15 protein-coding genes and 3 pseudogenes are annotated in these 19,929 nt (G+C 41.7%); 4 read left to right on the top strand and 14 right to left on the bottom strand.

The features are described 5' to 3' along the window. Window positions 1–25: 25 nt before the first annotated feature. Window positions 26–918, bottom strand: a pseudogene (locus B9Z54_RS05795) (deoxyribonuclease IV). A gap of 33 nt (window positions 919–951) precedes the next feature. Next, a complete protein-coding gene (locus B9Z54_RS05790; RefSeq protein ID WP_113927530.1) occupies window positions 952–2,256 on the bottom strand; it encodes a DEAD/DEAH box helicase in 1,305 nt (434 codons plus the stop codon). 398 nt (window positions 2,257–2,654) lie between these two features. Here B9Z54_RS05790 and B9Z54_RS25545 point away from each other — a divergent pair, with 398 nt between their 5' ends. The 3 genes from B9Z54_RS25545 to B9Z54_RS05780 all read left to right on the top strand — a co-directional run bounded on the left by B9Z54_RS25545 (window position 2,655) and on the right by B9Z54_RS05780 (window position 4,634). Continuing rightward, entirely contained in the window at window positions 2,655–2,939 is a 285-nt protein-coding gene (locus B9Z54_RS25545) for a hypothetical protein (RefSeq protein ID WP_240189814.1), read from the top strand. After that, window positions 2,831–3,319 carry a YqfQ family protein gene (locus B9Z54_RS05785; RefSeq protein WP_240189817.1) on the top strand — a complete coding sequence of 163 codons (489 nt, stop codon included), beginning with the start codon at window positions 2,831–2,833 and terminating at the stop codon, window positions 3,317–3,319. Before B9Z54_RS25545 ends, B9Z54_RS05785 begins: the two co-directional genes overlap by 109 nt. 331 nt (window positions 3,320–3,650) lie before the next feature. Further along, complete coding sequence (locus B9Z54_RS05780; protein WP_113927528.1) at window positions 3,651–4,634, top strand: 4-hydroxy-3-methylbut-2-enyl diphosphate reductase; 984 nt, start codon at window positions 3,651–3,653, stop codon at window positions 4,632–4,634. Between the two features lie 1,221 nt (window positions 4,635–5,855). Here the strand turns inward: B9Z54_RS05780 and B9Z54_RS05770 are convergent. The 10 genes and pseudogenes from B9Z54_RS05770 to ccpN form a co-directional block, all read right to left on the bottom strand. Continuing rightward, window positions 5,856–6,974 carry a Nif3-like dinuclear metal center hexameric protein gene (locus B9Z54_RS05770; protein WP_113927526.1) on the bottom strand — a complete coding sequence of 373 codons (1,119 nt, stop codon included), beginning with the start codon at window positions 6,972–6,974 and terminating at the stop codon, window positions 5,856–5,858. Continuing rightward, window positions 6,961–7,673, bottom strand: a pseudogene (locus B9Z54_RS05765) (tRNA (adenine(22)-N(1))-methyltransferase). Before B9Z54_RS05765 ends, B9Z54_RS05770 begins: the two are co-directional and overlap by 14 nt. 133 nt (window positions 7,674–7,806) lie before the next feature. Beyond that, window positions 7,807–8,184, bottom strand: a complete 378-nt coding sequence (cccA, locus tag B9Z54_RS05760; RefSeq protein ID WP_113927524.1) for a cytochrome c550 — start codon at window positions 8,182–8,184, stop codon at window positions 7,807–7,809. 1,040 nt (window positions 8,185–9,224) lie between these two features. Then, window positions 9,225–10,366 (bottom strand): annotated as a pseudogene (locus B9Z54_RS05750) (acyl-CoA dehydrogenase family protein). Window positions 10,367–10,544: 178 nt separating this feature from the next. Beyond that, complete coding sequence (locus B9Z54_RS05745; RefSeq protein ID WP_113927523.1) at window positions 10,545–11,081, bottom strand: hypothetical protein; 537 nt, start codon at window positions 11,079–11,081, stop codon at window positions 10,545–10,547. Window positions 11,082–11,389: 308 nt separating this feature from the next. After that, a complete protein-coding gene (gene rpoD / locus B9Z54_RS05740) occupies window positions 11,390–12,520 on the bottom strand; it encodes an RNA polymerase sigma factor RpoD (protein ID WP_113927522.1) in 1,131 nt (376 codons plus the stop codon). Between the two features lie 40 nt (window positions 12,521–12,560). Next, a complete protein-coding gene (gene dnaG, locus B9Z54_RS05735; RefSeq protein ID WP_113927521.1) occupies window positions 12,561–14,366 on the bottom strand; it encodes a DNA primase in 1,806 nt (601 codons plus the stop codon). Window positions 14,367–14,416: 50 nt separating this feature from the next. Further along, entirely contained in the window at window positions 14,417–14,854 is a 438-nt protein-coding gene (locus B9Z54_RS05730; protein WP_113927520.1) for a YaiI/YqxD family protein, read from the bottom strand. Between the two features lie 369 nt (window positions 14,855–15,223). Next, complete coding sequence (locus B9Z54_RS05725; RefSeq protein ID WP_113927562.1) at window positions 15,224–16,033, bottom strand: pyruvate, water dikinase regulatory protein; 810 nt, start codon at window positions 16,031–16,033, stop codon at window positions 15,224–15,226. Window positions 16,034–16,055: 22 nt separating this feature from the next. Continuing rightward, window positions 16,056–16,682 (bottom strand): transcriptional regulator CcpN, encoded by a 627-nt coding sequence (gene ccpN / locus B9Z54_RS05720; protein ID WP_275887785.1) that lies wholly within the window; start codon window positions 16,680–16,682, stop codon window positions 16,056–16,058. A gap of 659 nt (window positions 16,683–17,341) precedes the next feature. Between ccpN and B9Z54_RS05715 the strand changes: the two genes are divergently transcribed. Next, window positions 17,342–18,715 (top strand): glycine--tRNA ligase, encoded by a 1,374-nt coding sequence (locus B9Z54_RS05715; RefSeq protein WP_113927518.1) that lies wholly within the window; start codon window positions 17,342–17,344, stop codon window positions 18,713–18,715. Window positions 18,716–18,927: 212 nt separating this feature from the next. Here the strand turns inward: B9Z54_RS05715 and B9Z54_RS05710 are convergent, their stop codons facing one another. Beyond that, window positions 18,928–19,131 carry a hypothetical protein gene (locus B9Z54_RS05710; RefSeq protein WP_113927517.1) on the bottom strand — a complete coding sequence of 68 codons (204 nt, stop codon included), beginning with the start codon at window positions 19,129–19,131 and terminating at the stop codon, window positions 18,928–18,930. Then, window positions 19,128–19,880 (bottom strand): DNA repair protein RecO, encoded by a 753-nt coding sequence (gene recO, locus B9Z54_RS05705; protein ID WP_113927516.1) that lies wholly within the window; start codon window positions 19,878–19,880, stop codon window positions 19,128–19,130. Before recO ends, B9Z54_RS05710 begins: the two co-directional genes overlap by 4 nt. Window positions 19,881–19,929 lie beyond the last annotated feature (49 nt).

Below are 19,929 nucleotides of genomic sequence, written 5' to 3'. Positions count from 1 at the left end.
TCTAATAGAGAAGCCCCTTTTTTCTTTATGAACCCTGGATCTTTTGCAGAAGATCTTCATCCCAGGTTTTATTTTTAAGCATTTGTATTTCAAATTTATATGGAGCTTTTTTATTTTTTTATCTTCACCTACAAATGGTGTTTCAAGTATTTTTGGTACTTCCTCCAATTGAGGATGATGGACAATTTTAGATAACGCTTCGAAGCCGATTTGACCAAAGCCGATATTCTCGTGCCTGTCCTTTGCTGCTCCGCATGTGTTCTTACTATCATTGATATGAAGAACCTTTAGACGGTCAATACCGACGATTCGGTCAAACTCATCCAGGACGCCATCAAAATCATTGACAATATCATAACCTGCATCGTGGGTATGGCAGGTATCAAAACAGATTGACAACCTGTCATTATGCTCTACCCCATCTATGATCATGGCAAGTTCTTCGAAGGACCTTCCGCATTCAGAGCCTTTCCCCGCCATAGTTTCGAGAGCAATCTGGACTTGCTGATCCTTGACGAGCACTTCATTCAGTCCTTCAATGATTTTCTTGATGCCGGCTTCGCTTCCTGCACCAACATGTGCACCAGGATGTAAAACGATTTGCCTTGCACCAAGGGCTTCAGTCCTCTCAATTTCCGATCTTAAGAAATTCACCCCAAGCTCGAAGGTTGCAGGATTGGTTGTATTCCCAATATTGATGATATAAGGTGCATGGACCACAATATCCGTTATTCCATTTTCCTTCATGTGGAGAAGTCCATTTTCGATGTTCAGGTCTTCTATTTTCTTTCTTCTAGTATTTTGAGGGGCACCTGTGTAGATCATGAACGTGTTAGCACCGTATGATGCTGCTTCCTCACTTGAACCAAGCAGCATTTTCTTTCCGCTCATGGAAACGTGCGAACCTAATTTTACCATTTGTATCCCACTCCCTTGCATTCACTCTTTCAATCAGGAATTATTCCGTCTCTTTACTCTTCTTTCGCGTTTCTTGATTTGATCCATCTTATATTTCATTTTCTTTTTGTATCCAGGTTTCACCTTACTTGGCTTACGGACAAGCGATTTAGCCTTCTGGTCCGCACTGTCTTCTGTCTTCTTACGGTTCTTACGTTTGTTTCTATCCGCAAGTTCAACCCACTCTCCGCGGATAAGGTCTTGGTTTTCAAAGGTAATCCCCATTTTCTCCAAATGATTCAAAGCATCTTCATCTGATGGTTCATAAATCGTTACAGCAACCCCTGAAGAACCTGCCCTTGCCGTTCTTCCTGTCCTGTGAATGTAAAAATCCAGTTCTCCCGGAATTTCATAATTTATGATGTGGCTTACTCCCTCAATATCAATTCCTCTTGCGGCAAGATCTGTTGCAACAATATACTGATACTCCAAGGCACGGACCTGTTTCATCACTTTCTTTCTTTCACGGGGAGAAAGATCGCCGTGGATTCTGCCAACTTTCATTCCCTTGCCAAGCAGAAAATCTGCCACTTCATCCGCTTTCGCTTTTGTATTGGTGAACACAATTGCCAAATATGGATTAAGTGAGGAAAGCACATTATAAAGCAGTTCTTCTTTTTTCCGGCTTTTTCTTGAAAGAAGGATATGCTTGATATTCTTCGCAGATATATGCTCAGGTTCCACATGGGCGTACTGCGGATTCTCCATGTATTTCTTTAAGAAAGGCTTTAACTTTTCAGGAATTGTAGCGGAAAATACCAGGATCTGAAGCTTTTCAGGCATTCTCCCTGCAATTTGATCGACATCATAGATGAAACCCATGTCGAGCATCAAGTCCGCTTCATCTACGACCAGCGTGGCTGCTTTATGTACATGCAGCGCCCCTGCTTTTACAAGGTCGTTGATTCTCCCCGGCGTTCCTACCACAATTTGAGGCTGTGTTTTTAGCTTGTCGATCATACGCTGTTTATCCGTTCCGCCAATATAGCAGCGTGAGGTAATTCCCTCTTCATCGGTTATCTTCAGTATTTCCTGATAAATCTGCTGAGCAAGTTCCCGTGTCGGTGCCGTAATCACAGCTTGTACCTCTTGAGAGTCTTTATCCAATTTGTTCAAGATTGGAAGCAAATAAGAATGTGTCTTTCCTGTTCCTGTTTGCGACTGTCCGATTGCACTTTCCCCCCGATTGATCAGAGGAATCATCTTTTTCTGTATTTCTGTCGGTTCATAAAATCCCAGGCGTTCAATGGCCTCATTGATAAACGCCTGAAAATCATACTGTTGAAATTGATTTCCCATTTCGTCACTCCTTAAATGTAACTTGATATATTTTGAAGAGATTATCTTAGATTTCTCGCTTTGGTATTCATACAGATTCTTCCGTAGACTTTCCGCTTATGGAACACAAGCACGAAGGCATTTTGAGCATTTACAATACGAAAACAACATCCATGCATAAAACAGTCTCTCTATATAACAATACCGTTTTTTGACACAGATTCAAAATAAAGCTGCATAATTTTACAAATCAATTCTTCTCAGACAAAATTTCATCTCTTCATTATAATAAACAATTTTTAAAACTTCTAGCAGATTCACATATTTATTATTTTTTCCGCTCTTTCCTTAGACCTTTTCACCCAATCTGCATACTGTATTAAGAGACCTTATGAGCGTAATCAGAAAGGAGGCCGATTATGCGGCCAAGACAGCAAATGCCATTTAATCCAAACTCCTTCAGACAGCAGCCTTTTCAGCAAATGAGGGGAATGAGAGGACCCGGCCCGTCAGGATTCGGTATGATGGGACCAGGAGGAATGCAAGGGAACATTCCTCGTTCTGCCGGCCAGAAATCCGGGGGATTGCTAGCAAAATTTTTAAACAGGGGGGTGCCTCCCAAACAGCAGCCAGCCAGTTCAATCCTCTTCAAGGCACTGCAGGATTTCAACGTTCCACGCCAGCTGCAGGAGGTTCATTCTTGAAGAATATAATGAACCCAGGCTCACTCAACGGATTTCTCAACAATACACAACAGGTACTTAGGGGTGCCCAGCAAATGGGTCCCATGATACAACAGGTTCGGCAGTATGGTCCCCTTGTTAAAAATCTCCCTGCAATGTGGAAGCTCTACCGGGGATTGAGTGCTGCTGAATCCACCGAAGAAGAATCTGCAGATACAGAAGAAATTACTGAAGATATAAAAGATGTAAAGGATGAAATTCAAGCAGATTCCATTCCCGCCAAGAAAAAACCAAAAGAAAACCCGCGAAGCAGGCAGGAAGGACCAACCATTCCGCCAGCAACGGAAATTCCAAACCAAAATTATATGTATAGCCTGCCAGCGCTCTCACCAATGGGATGAGGGCTCTTTCTTTGTATAAGGCTCTTTTGGTAAACTTCATATGAATTTCAAAAATTTTTAGGAGCAGTAGTTTAACGGGAGAGTTCCGCTCTTAGGATTTAACCGAAAGCCAAAAACAGCCTGATATCAAACGGCTTGGTGTATTCCTGCCCTCCCTCCTGACTTATGTTGAACTCCACATGAAAGCCGGATTCAGTCTCCTCTGATCGACCGTAAACCCCGTAGAGCCTTACTTGGGAAAAGATTCTTTGTCATCGACATGAATCTACTTTATAATGAACCTGTAGGTACAAGAAACCAGTCCGACTTTATATTCAGGAGGATTTTAGATATGAATGTTAAAAAAATCACGCCGAGAGGCTATTGTTACGGCGTCGTTGATGCGATGGTCATTGCCCGCAACGCCGCTTTAGATAAATCGCTGCCAAGACCGATCTATATCCTTGGAATGATCGTCCACAACAAACATGTAACGGATGCATTCGAGGAAGAAGGCATCATTACCTTGGATGGAAACAACCGCAAGGAAATTTTGGATCAAGTGACAGAGGGCACCGTCATCTTTACTGCACATGGTGTATCCCCGGAAGTGAAACAATTGGCAAAAGATAAAGGACTTGTCACACTCGATGCTACGTGCCCTGATGTAACAAGGACGCACGATTTGATCAGAGCTAAGGAAGCAGAAGGCTTTGATGTCATCTACATCGGAAAAAAAGGCCATCCGGAGCCTGAAGGAGCTGTTGGTGTAGCTCCAGGGATTGTCCACCTGGTAGAAACGATGGATGATGTAGAAGAGTTAAAAATCACGAATAAAAAAATCATCGTTACAAATCAAACCACCATGAGCCAATGGGACGTATCCCACGTCATGGAAAAAGTAAAAGAGAAGTACCCTTATGTAGAAGTCCACAAGGAAATCTGCCTGGCGACTCAAGTGCGTCAAGAGGCGGTAGCTGAACAAGCCGGTGAAGCGGATGTATTGATTGTGGTGGGAGATCCAAAAAGCAATAACTCCAACCGTCTTGCCCAGGTATCAGAAGAAATTGCCGGTACTAAAGCATATCGTATCGCGGATATCAGCGAGCTGGAAATTGACTGGATAAAGGATGCTGAACTTGTTGCAGTTACAGCGGGTGCTTCCACACCTACCCCTATCGTCAAGGAAGTAATGAACTTCATCAGCCAGTTCGACACGGAAAAAGAAGAAACATGGACAAGAGAGAAAAAAGTGCCTTTGAACAAAATACTTCCCAAAGTTAAAAACCAAAGACGGCAGTGGAATAAGAATTTAAAGAGGCTGGGACAAAAGTAGAAAACTAATTGTTGCAAGTAGAAATCATCGAAAATAAAACCGCATGAGATCAAGGTTACATACTTGATCTCATGCGGTTCATTTTTGTTATTAGGCTCTTACCTTAAAGATGTTACTTTTTAGATTAGAGTATCCGCCAGTTCCTGATCGCAGGGGGATTGGAGCGGAAGGTGTGCGGCCTCCTGCGGGACTAGCGGTCGTCTAGTTCCAGCGGCCAGCACCTAGCGGATTTCGGTCTCCTTCCTTGCGATAAGTCATCTAGTTCATTTCCTCACTAGCTTTAAAGTGGTTATAAGAAAAAGTCGGGTCCTGGACTTTTTCGGTGATTAATCTATTTTAGTTTAGAGTTTATTCTTACTCACAAGGAAATGAACATCGAATCGCTTTCGCTCTTCGTGATTCCTTTATCTCATGCAGGAGCCCTACAATCCGTACGGTGCTGAACGGCCGCTTCCGCTTTTTATGAAGCCGAGGAGGCTCAGCGCCCGCCCCGCGGAGTCGTGCACCTGGAGCGGAAATCCATTCTTTTTACTCAGCCACAATCTTTGCGAAGAGAGCCTTTTATTAAGGTTTTGTCCCAGACTCTTTTCTTTCGTGCTGAAAGACTCTTTTACCGGCCTCAGTCTAAAAGGCACACTGAATGGTCTCCTTACAAGTTTTTTAGAAATAAGGGGAGAAATTCCGCTTATTTAAGAAAAGAACCCTAAAAACAGCTAAAATAAACGGAATAATTCCCTTATTGGATTAAAAGATGCTAAAATTATCCCTTTTACTATACTTAAGCGGAATATTTCCGCTTATTAAACCAAATCGAATTCTATTCCAGAGCTTAACCGGAAATCTTCCGCCTATTTTAGATATAACTGGCAGGATTGTTCAGGTCTTTCCCAGGACAGACATCATTCTATGCCGAAATGGATTGGTCGGGAAACCAACTTTACCCTATCCTGAAGTGAGATTTTTATACCAATCTTAAAGCTCTCCGTGACATTGACGCAGCCAGGTTTTTTTAACGGAAGCACCTTGTCCAGCTTCCACATGAAATTGCTCCGGAGAGGAAAAAGGCGCCCTTCTCTTTTACTCTTTTCGAGTTATTTGACCCCGAGGGGCTGCTGAAGCTGGACGCGGATTAACAGTTATCCTCAGAGGTTGAAATTTTAATTTCATAAGCAAGCAAAGAAGGCATTCTTTATGAATGCCTTCTTTGCTTGCTTTCACGAGTTATATAAATGTAAATGGATTGGTGTTCACCTCAGAAACCAGATATTCCACGTCCATTCCTCTTTCCCGGCTGTTCTCTGTCATCCACCGGGCAACTCCTTCTTTCATGACTTTTTCAATATGATGACCTGCATCCACCACGTTGAGTCCAATCATCATGGCATCATGCGCAGTATGGTAATATAAATCTCCCGTGACAAACACATCCGCCCCACTGTATTTGGCATTATGGATGAATTTATTGCCATCTCCGCCCAATACCGCAACTTTTTGAATAGAGTCCGTCAAAGAACCTGTTACCCTGACATTACCCACATCGAGCTTTTCCTTTACATACTCCGCAAACTCTTTCAGAGACAATGGTGAGGACAGAGTTCCCACTCTGCCAAGGCCAAGAGTCTCACCCTCATTATCAATCGGGATAATATCATAGGCCGCTTCTTCGTAAGGATGGCTTTTTATAAGGGCTTTCAACACTTTCTTTTCCAATTTTTCTGGATAGATGGTTTCCACTCTCACTTCAGAAGCTTCCGCCAATTTTCCTCTTTCCCCTATATGAGGATCCGTGCCTTCTCCAGGCAGAAATCTGCCTGTCCCCGGACTCGAAAAGGTGCAGTGGCTGTAGTTTCCTATATGGCCCGCTCCGGCATCTCCGAGTGCTTTTCTGACTTTTTCAGCGTCCTCTTCAGGCACGAATACTGCGAGCTTCTTCAACTTCTCTTGGTAGGTTGGAAGCAATAACTTAGTATCCTTCAATCCAAGAGCCTCTGTTAACAAATCATTGACGCCGCCCTTTGCTACATCAAGGTTGGTATGGGCAGCATAAACAGAAATGTCATTTTTGATCAGCTTTTCAATCATCCTGCCTTGTACCGTGTCTGTTCGAATGGATTTCAAGGATCTAAACAAGGGAGGATGATGGGCAATAATTAATTGAACACCTTTTTCAATGGCTTCATCCACCACTTCTTCGAGGACATCCAAGGTAATCATTACTTTATCTGTTTTTTGGTTAAGCCTTCCTATCTGCAGTCCGATTTTATCTCCCTCTTCAGCAAGCTCTTTTGGTGCAAGTGTCTCGAATAGTGAGATGATTTCATGACCGTTAACGGTTTTCATGCAATACCTCCTCAACAATGTCTATTTTTTCTGAATTCCAGCTTTTCTCTCTCTCAATTGGGGAGAATCTTCAGCCTCTTCCATTTTGTCTATTATTATCTTCCATTGCTTTAATTCGTTCTCCCACTTGCGTTTAAAGACGGCACTTTTCTCTTTTGTTAAAAATGGGCCCAGCAGCAATTCACTATCCATATCCGTATAGGGCTCTTCAGGATTTCCTCTGTCTGCAGCAAGGACTTCATAAATCTTGTCATCTTCTTCCAAAATCCGTTCAGCCTTCAGCTCCCATCCATTTTCCAACAGCCACTTCCTGATGGAAACAGAACCCACATTAGGTTGGAGAATCAGACGGCTGACTCCCTCCAGCTTATCCTTTCCTTTTTCAAGGATACTTGCTATTAAGGCGCCGCCCATCCCGGCAATCGTTATGCAATCTGTTTCATTAGGCTGGATGACTTCAAGACCATCTCCTTTTCGGACGGAGATGGCGTCTTCCAGCTGTGAATATTTCACCTGCTTGACCGCGGATTGATAGGGTCCCTCCGCAACCTCCCCTGCTACCCCGGAAACCGCGATGTTCTTGTCCACCGCGTAACAAGGCAAGTAAGCATGATCAGAGCCGATATCGGCAATTCTGGAGCCCTCAAGGATAAACGAAACAACAGTCTCTAATCTTTTCGATAATTTTTCTGCATTCATATTTTCACCTTTTAGTATGTATTTGGTTTATAAACGATTATAAAAGTATATCCGTACACTTTACGCTTCTCATTCTAACCAAGTTTCCCCTCAAAAAAAAGTCCTTTGCATATGCAAAGGACTTTTCAGACAATTATAAAGACATTAACCATTCAGCCATGGCTTCTTCGTTTCCTGGTACTAGGCCGGCTGGCATACCGCTGCCTTTACCGTTTTTAAGGATTTCGACAATTTCTTCCTGAGAGTAACGGTCGCCGACACCAGTAAGGGCTGGACCTGCTCCACCTTCATAGCTTCCGCCGTGACAAGACATACATGCTTTCTCATAGTGAGCTTCAGGATCGAACTCGCCTCCGTCAGCTGTACCGCCCTCTTCAGTCTCTTCGGACCCTTCACCGTGTTCTTCTGCCATCTCTTCAGAGTTATTCAATCCTTCTAAAGACATAAAGAAAACAAGGCCGATTCCAAAAACCATAATTAGAATGAATGGAATAATCGGATTGCGATTCATAAATTAACCTCCCTTATGTAACAGTTGATAGTATAGGTTGTGTTTATTATAAACAATATTTATTTTACTTTAAATAGATCGAAAGTGAAAGTCCTACGCAGTACTTTTTCGACGTTTGTCGCAAATTAGACACTTTTATAAAAAAGGGAAGCCATCATCCTTCAAGCGTATTTGGTCACATGGCTATTATCCAAATTGATTTTGCGGCGGGGAAGATGAAACCCCCTTCCAGCTGCATCGATTATCTGATTAAGATATTGTGTGCTGTATGAAACGAATCCTGACTTCGCTGATTATTAAACTTTGCTGCAAATTTATATAAATCCCACAAAATATCGATATAATCACCTTTAGATTGCCTGTTTAGCAAGAAAGAGAAGAGCGGGTTATGTTTTGAAGTACAAGCTTATAATTAGTCAAAGAAATGGCTGAGTAATTCGCACAAAAAAACAATGTCTATTGATTTCCACTCCAGGTTCGTGACTCTGCGGGGTCTCACCTGTCTTCAAAAGTGGAAGCACCTTGGTCAGCCCCGACAGGCAAATGTTCTCAAGAGAAAAAAAGGCGGTCTTCCTTTTTATCTCTCGGGGTTATTTGACCCCGAGGGGTAGGTGCTGGAAGTAGACGACCGCTAGTCCCGCAGGAGGTCACACACCTTCCGTTCCAATCAAATTAGATTAGTGCTGGATTTTTTATAATTAACTACTCTCCTTTAGATTAATATTGGGATTGAAAGTGTTTAGGAAATTGTTCCTCAAATTTTGAAGACCAAAAAGTTCTGTCATTTGCTATTTAGGGTGCATTTTGTAATACCAATTGAACAGGTTAATCAGCAAAAATACCGCTAAATAAAGAAAAAAGGAGTGTCAAAATCAAGGAGATTTGACACTCCTTTTAATGAGTAATAGTTAATTTTGCACTCGAAAACTCAACCCATTAGTATCCAGGGGGATTCTTTTCCTGAAGCAACAATCATTACGAATACAGTCTTTAAAAAAGAAAGCCCGGAATAAAAATTCCAGGCTCCACCCCATCCACCATCAACATCCAATCAGTCGTGAAATAACCATTCTCTGCACTTCGGAAGTTCCTTCACCGATTTCAAGCAGTTTGGCGTCACGCATATAGCGTTCCACTTCATACTCCTTCATGTAACCATAGCCCCCATGTATCTGGATGGCTTCATCTGCCACCTCCATAGCGATTTCAGAAGCATACAGCTTACACATTGAAGCTTCTTTGGCGAATGGCCTGCCTTGATCCTTAAGCCAAGCTGCTTTATAAATCATATTTTTGGCCAACTCAATCTTCATAGCCATGTCAGCAAGTTTGAATTGAGTAACCTGGAATTTTGATAGTGACTTTCCGAATTGTTTTCTCTCCTTGGAATACTGAAGTGCTTTTTCAAAGGCTGCTTCGGCTATACCAAGTGCCATCGCCCCAATGCCTATACGCCCCCGTCCAGGGTTGCCAGGAACTGTTTGAAGCCTTCACCTTTTTTCCCAAGCAGATTTTCTTCAGGGACCCTGACATTCTCAAGGACAAGCTCAGTTGTGTTGGAGGCATTCAGCCCCATCTTTTCGTAATTATCTACAACTGTGAACCCCTCTGCATCTGTTGGCACGATGATAGCGCTGATTTCTTTGCTGCCGTCCACTTTGCGGTCTGTTATGGCTGTCAGAGCAAGGTTCTTTGCATAGCTGGCATTGGTGATGAAACTCTTATTGCCATTAATGACAAATTCATTTCCCTCTTTAACAGCGGCCGTCTGTGTCCCTCCTGCATCAGACCCTGCATTTGGTTCAGTAAGGCCAAAGGCTCCAAAAGACTCTCCGGTACAAATTGGTGTAAGGTATTTATGTTTTTGTTCTTCCGTGCCAAACATACTGATCGGCGCACCGCCTAAAGAAATGTGCGCTGAATAGGTAATTCCTGTGGAAGCGCATGCTTTGCTCAATTCTTGTGTCACAATGGCAAAGCTTACTGTATCTCCGCCTGCTCCGCCATATTCTTCTGAAAACGGCAGCCCCATCATCCCCAGGCCGGCCAATTTTTGAAATATTTCTTTAGGAAATTCTTTAGTGCGATCCCTCTCGATTGCCCCAGGTGCAACTTCTTCCCTGGCAAAATCCCGAATAGTTTTTTGAATCATTTTTTGTTCAGAAGTCAAATCAAAATTCATGTCCATCCCCCTTATATAATGCAAACATCCATCTCTACTGCCGTGATTTTTATTTAATGATCACTGAACCGAAACAGAATGCCCATGCTGTAAAAAATTTTGCATACGCTTACACTCTTCATTATAAAAGGTTTGGCATAATTTTCTCAACTTTTAAAAACTTTTTAAAATTGCGATATTATATTACAATAGATACAACCAGAAGAACAATCCCTATTGTTCCTCCCAAAGTGAAATAAAGAAGTTTCAAATAACTGCCGCACACTATCCAGGCAATACAATTAAAAAACAAGAGGAAATATGTAATCAGTTTGTCTCCCTGAAAAAAAGCTTCAGCAATATGAATGCTTTGCAGCAGCATGATCAATGCAACGGTGATATAGATGATTGAACTCATTATCTCTTTATTAGAATAATAAATTCCCGCAAAAATTAATATGACGACAAAACCCGTCAAAATCGCTGTTTGCAAAACGAATGACAATTCAGTAAAATAAATGACAAATAATGAAATAGGAATCAATGCAATGATCAGGATTGCTGTAAAGGAAACGAATGAGAATTTTGACTTTTCAGTCACATTTTCTTCCACCTCATTTCCCTGGTTATAAAGTGCGAGTAAGTAGTCACAATATTGCTCCGGAAGCATCTTATTTTGTTTCCAGAAAAGAATTTCGCTTATGATTATGTTTGTTTTTTGATTTTTAGTATTCATGGTTCCACATCCCGTACTTTATTTTTCGCCATAAGCACCCGGTAATCCTTTTTTATCAGCCTCTTTTCGTAAACTAATTTCGAAGAATAAGGTTAGATCTTACCGGCAATCCCTTGGTAAAGCCTGAAAGATAAGAACTGCTTACCTCGTTCAGGGATGAACCATTGTTTCCTAAGGAAAAATCTGCTCTTTGAATTCTTTTCAAAAACACCAATCCATACGAAAACTGCCTTTTATTGATAAGGTAATTAGTGAAACAAAAAAAGATTACTCTCCCATAGGAAAGTAATCTATATAGAAATCATCTTTTATTCCAAGAAATCTTTCAAACGCTTACTCCGGCTCGGGTGGCGCAGCTTTCTCAATGCTTTTGCTTCAATCTGGCGAATACGTTCTCTCGTTACACCGAAAACTTTACCAACTTCCTCAAGAGTCCTGGTGCGTCCATCATCCAGGCCAAAGCGAAGTCTTAGGACATTCTCTTCCCTGTCTGTAAGAGTATCCAGAACGTCCTCCAGTTGTTCTTTAAGGAGTTCATATGCAGCATGTTCGGAAGGGGATTGAGCTTCTGCATCTTCAATAAAGTCCCCAAGGTGTGAATCGTCTTCTTCACCGATAGGCGTTTCAAGAGATACTGGTTCCTGGGCGATTTTAAGGATTTCCCTTACTTTTTCAGGAGTCAAGTCCATTTCTTCAGCTATTTCTTCAGGTGACGGTTCACGGCCCAAGTCCTGAAGCAGCTGGCGCTGTACTCTGATAAGCTTGTTTATTGTTTCCACCATGTGTACTGGAATACGTATGGTTCTTGCTTGATCGGCTATCGCGCGTGTAATCGCTTGGCGGATCCACCATGTGGCATACGTACTGAATTTAAATCCTTTTCGGTAATCAAATTTTTCAACCGCTTTGATCAGGCCCATATTACCTTCCTGGATCAGGTCAAGAAACAGCATTCCGCGTCCTACATACCTCTTTGCAATACTTACAACCAATCGCAAGTTGGCTTCGGCAAGACGGCGTTTCGCTTCCTCGTCGCCCTCTTCGATACGGTTTGCCAAAGAAATTTCTTCTTGTGCTGATAAAAGGTCCACTCTGCCGATTTCCTTCAGGTACATCCGGACAGGATCGTTAATTTTTACTCCTGGAGGAACACTTAAATCATTTAGATCGAATTCTTCGTCACCAGCTTTGTTCAACTGCTGGATATTCGGGTCATCATCTTCCTCATTTTCATTGATGATTTCTACTCCCTGTTCACCCAGTTGTTCATAGAACTCATCCATAGTATCGGATTCCAGTTCAAAATTAGCCAATTTTTCTGCAATATCTTCATATGTTAATACGCCCCGTTTTTTTCCGAGCTCCATTAACTGTTCTTTCACCTGGTCTACTGTGACTTCTGACTCTACCTCTTTGGAACGCGCTGACTTTTCAGCCATATGTTCCCCTCCTTCCAACTTCCTTGCATTTAATCCCGCTTTATAACGATTTTCTAAGCTGCACAATCTCCATTGCAATAAGGGCAGCTTTGTTATAATCTTTTTGTCTTTCGGCTTCTTTTTGAGCTGTCTGTTTTTCTTTTATTGTCAACATCTTTTGATGTTTTAACACCTGATTAACATAATCAATTAATTCCTGTTCACTGCACTCGTCCGAAATGGACATCATACCGATTTCAGAGACGACCCTCCTGAGCCTGCTGTCCGGCAGGAATTGAATAAATCCACTGGAATCAGCTTCATTTCCCTCTTCATAATAACCGAATAAATAGGTAATGATTGCTTGATGCTCATCAAGGTTGAATGAGCTGCCTCCCAAGAGGTCCTGGACTTTAAAGCAGATATCAGGATTTTTCATCATATGGGCAATCAGTCGTCTTTCGGCCGTGTGATATGCAGGGAACAGCTTGGCTTCTGCTTTGTGCGGCATGGGCTGCACAAATTCGCTCTTCCTTTGATCCCTTTTGTCTGATTTCTTATTAGAGAAATAGACCTGTTTTTGCTGCTGTTGCAGCGCCTGCAGAGAAAGAGAAAATTCATCTGCCAGCTGCCTTAAGTAGTAATCGCGTTCAATATGATTCTGAAGTGAACTGATTTCCTTTAATACTTCTTCTATATACTGAAGCCTATCTCCTTCATCATTCAGGTTTTTTCCTTGCCGGAAATAAACAAGTTTGAACGCCATAAAAGTTAAGCTTGCCCCTATTACATCATTTTGGAATTTATCTGCATTATACTTTTTGATGTAGTCATCGGGATCGAGCTTTTCAGGAACCATTGCAATCCTTAGATTGAATTGTTCTTCATTGAGCATCTTGGCAGCCCGGAAGGCAGCTTCCAATCCGGCTTTGTCGCCATCATAACAGATAACGATAGAGTCGGTTACCCTCTTCAGCATTTGCATATGCTTTGGAGTCAGTGAGGTTCCCATAGATGCAATGCCGTTTTCCACACCTGCCCTGTCAGCAGAAATTACATCCGCGAAACCTTCGAAAAGTATGGCCTGGCTCTTCCTCCTTATTACAGGGCGTGCATTGTGGAAATTATAAAGTACAGAACTCTTATTGAATATGACAGTTTCAGGGCTGTTAAGGTATTTAGGTTCCTCGCCGCCCATCGCCCTGCCGGAAAACGCAATCGTTTTCCCTCTCTGATCGTGGATAGGGAACATGATCCTTCCCCTGAACCGGTCAAAATACTGTTCTTCCGATTCTTTTTTGACCAGCAGTCCCGCATCTGCCATCAATTCAGGCGAGTAGCCCCTTTTATTCAAAAAATTAACGGTGAATTCCCAGCTTGGAAGACTCCAGCCGATTTGGAATTTATCGATGCTTTCGCGGGTAAATCCCCTCTCAAGAAGGTATTCAAGTGCATCCTGGCCCTCTTTTGTATTTACAAGCAAATGATGATAGAATTTACTTAATAGTTCATGTGCTTCAATCATCTTTTCTTCTGCTTTGCTGGCTGTCGTTTCAGCCTTGCTGACATCAACTGTAAGCTCATGCCCGGTTTTATCGGCAAGCTTCACAACCGCTTCCTGGAATGAAATACCGTCTATATCCATAAGGAAAGTATAGGCATTCCCGCCTGCACCGCAGCCAAAGCAGTGAAAGATCTGTTTATCAGGGGAAACAGAAAAAGATGGTGTGCTTTCTCCGTGAAACGGGCAAAGGCCGAAGTAATTTCTTCCCTGTTTCTTCAGCTGCACATAATCGCTCACGACATCCACTATATCAACTGACTGACGAATCTCATTAACTTTTTCTTCAGGAATTCTCCCTGTCACAAACACATCACCTGATTATTTTTTTACTTAATTAATGCATTCGATAAATTCTATTGATCTCCTGCATAATTCGACAAAATTTTCTTGAATACAAAGACAAACCTTTCTCTGTCTTCAGTAGTAAACGGTTTTGGACCCTTTCCATACTTTCCTTTCCGCCTTTCTTTCGCGGAGAGGTAACGGAAATCCAAAGCCGTTGAAATGGTTTCTTCTCTAAACTCTTTTCCCCTCGGAGAAATTGCATAAACGCCTTTTGGCAATACAATGCTCGCCAGTCCAATGTCCTGGGTTACAAGTATATCCCCTTTTTTTATATGATTCATGATATAGAGATCCGCTGCCTCTTTTGAAGAATCTACATACACCCATTCCCCTTGGTCGGGATTCGTCTTCCTATGGGCGTTGGATGCTATGAAGATGACCCTCATCCCGCGTTCTTCAGAGATGCCTGTAATTTCTTCTTTAACCGGACATGCATCGGCATCCACATAGACTGCAGCTTCACAATTGCTATTATTACCTATTCTACATCACCTCAAAATATCCTTCTTCATCTGACAACTTTCACGCCGTTCCTTCTAAAGAATGCATTTTGTCGATTTTTTTCTTCATTAATAACTTGACATAACCCAATAATTAGTTTATTCGTTTATACATGAGTCTAAACCTATTTTCGAATATATTTTTATCACAATTTTTTATTATAGTATATCTTCGTGCATTTGACTACTAAAAACCCCGTTTACAATATATTTTTTCTATAGCTTCCATATTCCTCAATCATTCACTTTATTTTTATGCACTGCCAGTTGAACATTGGCCAATTAGAAAAAGGATGACATCCTGGAATGGCATCCTTAGTTTGACTTCTGAATTTCATTGATGATGATATTGGCCGTTTCTTCAACTGCTTTATTTGATACATCCACTACATGGCAGCCAATTTTATCTACGATTTTTTCGAAGTATTCAATTTCCTGCTGAATTCTATCGAGGTTTGCATAACTTGCCTGGTCGTTAAGCCCAAGTGACTTTAAGCGTTCCCTTCTTATGCTGTTCAGTTTTTCTGGTGCAGCTTTCAGTCCGAAGCACTTAGAAGGATGCACTTTAAACAGTTCTTCAGGCGGGTCAACTTCTGGAACTAATGGTACGTTCGCAACCTTCAGCCTTTTAAGAGCCAGGTATTGAGATAAAGGAGTCTTGGAGGTTCTTGATACACCAATCAAAACAATATCAGCCCTCAAAAGTCCTCTGGGATCTCTTCCATCGTCATATTTTACTGCAAACTCAATTGCTTCGACCTTTTTAAAATAATCAGCATCGAGCTTTCGAACAACCCCCGGTTCATTTGAAGGGACTTTATCATATTTTTCCTGATAAGTATCCATCAGGGGACCCATGATATCAAAAGCATATAATTGCTCTCTTTCCGCTTCCTCCTTTAGATACCTTCTCATGTCTGGCTTCACCAAAGTATAGACAATCAGTCCATTATTCAATTTGGCCAATGAAAGAACTTCATCAAGATGAGAAGTGTCTTCTACATATGGGAAACGCTTGATGACTGTATTAGAGCCGTCAAACTGACTGATTGCAGCCTTGGTCACAAGTTCTGCGGTTTCTCCTACTGAATCTGATACTACATAAATGTACGGTTCTTTCAAAATCTTCACCACCCAGAATTAATACTTATATATCCTCAGCCAAAGCAACAAACGCTTTGGTAATATTGGTTTTTGTGATTCTCCCCGTTACTTCCATTTCTCCGTTTTCAGTCTTATTGACCACCGGCACCGCATCGATTTGTTTATCGATCAGGCTTTTGGCTACATCGATTAATAAATCCTCTTTTTCACATGTTGTGATATTGGGCATCCTTGTCATGATGATATTCACCGGAATGGAGGTCAGTTCCTGTTTGCCGATACTCGCCCGCAAAAGATCCTTTCGAGATAGGACACCAACCAGATGGTTTTTTTCATCTATAACGAATAAAGTTCCGACATCTTCAAGGAACATTGTCACTATTGCATCATATACTGAAACATTCTCATTCACAACAACCGGAATGGATTGATAATTCCTGACTAATATTTTTTTCAGGTTTTCGGTCAAGAGCTGTGTGCCGGTCTTTCCTGAATAAAAATAACCTACACGCGGCCTTGCATCCAAATAGCCTGCCATAGTCAATATGGCTAAGTCCGGCCGTAGTGTTGCGCGGGTCAGATTAAGCCTCTCAGCAATCTGCTCTCCTGTTATCGGGCCGTTATCTTTTACAATTTGCAGAATATACTCCTGCCGATTATTTAGTTCCATCTTGCTCACCACCTAACGGACAAATGTATAAAATAAGTGTTATACTTTATACTAAATATTATATACTATTAAGAAAAAAGAAAAGAAAGACTTCTTATAAAACTAACTAAACATGCTTCTTATGTATCTTAGCAACAGAAGTTAACACAAAATAGAAAATCTAGTGTTTTCTTTGTGAAAGGTTTTATTATAGCACATACTAGGCTTGTACACCTTTTATTTGCATGCCTTCCCATAGGTTAGCTTTTTAACCTGAACACTGCAATTATTTTGTATCTTTACTGAATTGTTGTATATTCTTATAGAAAGTGATAAAATTATTCCATCTTTCTAAGGATGCTTTCTTGGAACCAACTTAATAATGACTGATGCAGTGACGGGACTATAAGTACTTGTGCAAAAAGCGATCCGGAGGTGGTGGAAGCCCGGAATACAAGGAAGCGGCATTCCTGAGCATCTTAAAACGAAAGTGGATATACCAACGTATATCAACTAGGGTGGAACCGCGGGCTAAAGCTCGTCCCTAGGCATTATTGCCTGGAGACGTGCTTTTTTTATTTTATTTTTTAACCCTGCTCTATTTAGTAGAATGTTGTTTCTTATCTTGAAATAAATAATCCTGAATCAAGAGCTAAAAATTCAAAGGAGTTGTTTAGGAAATGGCAATGGAAGAAATCGTAAATTTAGCAAAACACAGAGGATTTGTTTTCCCCGGCTCTGAAATATACGGAGGGCTTGCCAACACTTGGGATTATGGACCGCTTGGAGTCGAACTCAAGAATAACATCAAAAAAGCTTGGTGGAAAAAATTCATTCAGGAATCACCTTACAATGTCGGACTGGATGCTTCCATCCTCATGAACCCGCAAACCTGGGTAGCTTCGGGACACGTTGGAAACTTTAATGACCCTATGATTGATTGTAAAAATTGCAAAACCCGCCATCGTGCAGATAAAATCATCGAGAACGCCCTTGAAGAAAAAGGAGTCGAAATGATCGTTGACGGACTTCCATTTGAAAGAATGGCAGAAATTATTGATGAATATGAAATTGCCTGCCCTGACTGCGGAAGCCGTGATTTCACTGAAATCCGCCAGTTCAACCTAATGTTTAAAACACACCAGGGAGTAACGGAGTCATCAACAAATGAAATTTTCCTTCGACCAGAGACAGCTCAAGGTATTTTCGTCAACTTCAAGAATGTTCAGCGCTCGATGCGTAAAAAAGTTCCATTCGGAATCGGGCAGATTGGAAAAAGCTTCCGGAACGAGATTACCCCGGGTAACTTTACTTTCCGTACACGTGAATTTGAACAAATGGAATTGGAATTCTTCTGCAAACCAGGCGAGGATCTTGAATGGCACTCTTATTGGAGAGAGTTTTGTAAGAACTGGCTTTTGGCTCTTGGCATGAAAGAAGATAATATGAGACTGCGTGATCATGATGATGACGAATTATCTCATTACAGCAATGCGACTACAGATATTGAGTATAAGTTCCCATTTGGCTGGGGCGAACTTTGGGGAATTTCAGACCGTACCGACTTTGACCTTAAACGCCATATGGAACATTCTAACGAGGACTTCCACTACATGGACCCTCAAACAAATGAGAAGTTTGTTCCTTATTGCATAGAACCATCATTGGGGGCCGACCGTGTAACACTTGCTTACCTATGCGATGCTTATGAGGAAGAAGAACTTGAAAAGGAAACAAGAACGGTACTTCGTTTCCACCCGGCTCTTGCTCCATTTAAAGCAGCCGTCCTTCCGCTCTCTAAAAAGCTTTCTGATGATGCTTTTAAAGTGTATGAGGAGTTATCCAAAGACTTGATGATTGATTTTGATGAAACAGCATCAATCGGTAAACGCTACAGAAGACAAGATGAAATCGGCACTCCATTCTGCATTACTTTTGATTTTGATTCTGTGGAAGACGGCCAGGTGACAGTCCGTGACCGCGACTCCATGGATCAGGTCCGCATGCCGATCAGCGAAGTAAAAGGGTTCCTTCAGGAGAAGGTTCAATTTTAATTTGAAATAAACTAAGCGTGCCGGTACAGTCCTCGCAGACTGTGCCGGCACGCTTTTTTGTTTGTTGAGACTTCTATTTGAACATGTGGCTTCGGCAGTGGTGCTAGACATATAATGGCCAGGTTTTTTTATGATATACTCCGCTCCCGGTACGAGTACATCATCTTCTGGTTCTTTTGTTATGATGTCCCCCGCTCCCGATTAGAAGGACATCATCTTTGCGTATTCTTGTGTTGATGTACCGCGCTCCCGTTGCGATCGACTTCATCTTTGCGATTAATTTTCCCTTTTTGCTGCCACTCTCTCAAGAACTCAGGATCATCTTTCTGACACAGGCCTTCAATTGAATCTCCGCTTACGCTGAAATATATCCTGAAAATTAAAAAGCTGACAGCGTCTGCCGTCAACTTTGTCACAATAGATCCTTCATTCTATCCATCTGATCAAGGAATTTTCTGGACTTAAGAAAAAGCCCTGAATTTTCATCGTAATAGGTTCGGATGATCTTCTTTAATTCTTCTTTGGTTGAATCCTTCAATGATATCTTTCCCAAACGGTTCATGTCAAAATGGTAAAACAGCCTCAGCAGTTTGATGGTTTGGGAAGAAACTTTGAAATGATTTGGATCACCCTCCAAACACCTATGGCATATAATCCCGTTTTCTTTAAATGAAAATGAAAATTCCCCTTCGGTTTTGCCGCAAACAGCACACTTGTCCAATGAGGGATAGAGTCCTAAAACAGGGAGCATTTTCATTTCAAAGATGTGGGTGACGATATCAGGGTCATACTCTTCATTGATGTACGTAAGCGTCTGGAAGAGCATCTCAAACAGAAAAGGGTTTGGTTTTCGTTCTTCTGTGCCTTTGTCTAAAAGTTCGACTACATAAGTGGCGTAGGCTGTTTTAAAAAGGTCCTCCCTGATATGCCGCATGGAGGTAATGGTTTCTGCCTGCTGAAGTGTACCAAGTCCGCTGCTCTTCTGGAACAAAAAATACCCATATGTAAAAAGTTGGGAGACTGAAGATAATCGGCTGTTTGTTTTCTTTGCACCCCTAGCCATTACCCCCAGCTTCCCATTCTCTCTGGAATAGATCGTTACTATTTTATTCGATTCACCATAATTATTTGTCCTAATGACAATGCCTTCACATTTCTGCAGCATACAGCCACCTCCCGATTACTTTAGAAGGGTCGGGTGACAGCCCAGGTAA

Source organism: Bacillus sp. P14.5 (genome assembly GCF_003316765.1).
Classification (GTDB): domain Bacteria; phylum Bacillota; class Bacilli; order Bacillales; family Bacillaceae_B; genus Rossellomorea.
This window is presented reverse-complemented; position numbering and strand designations above follow the sequence as displayed.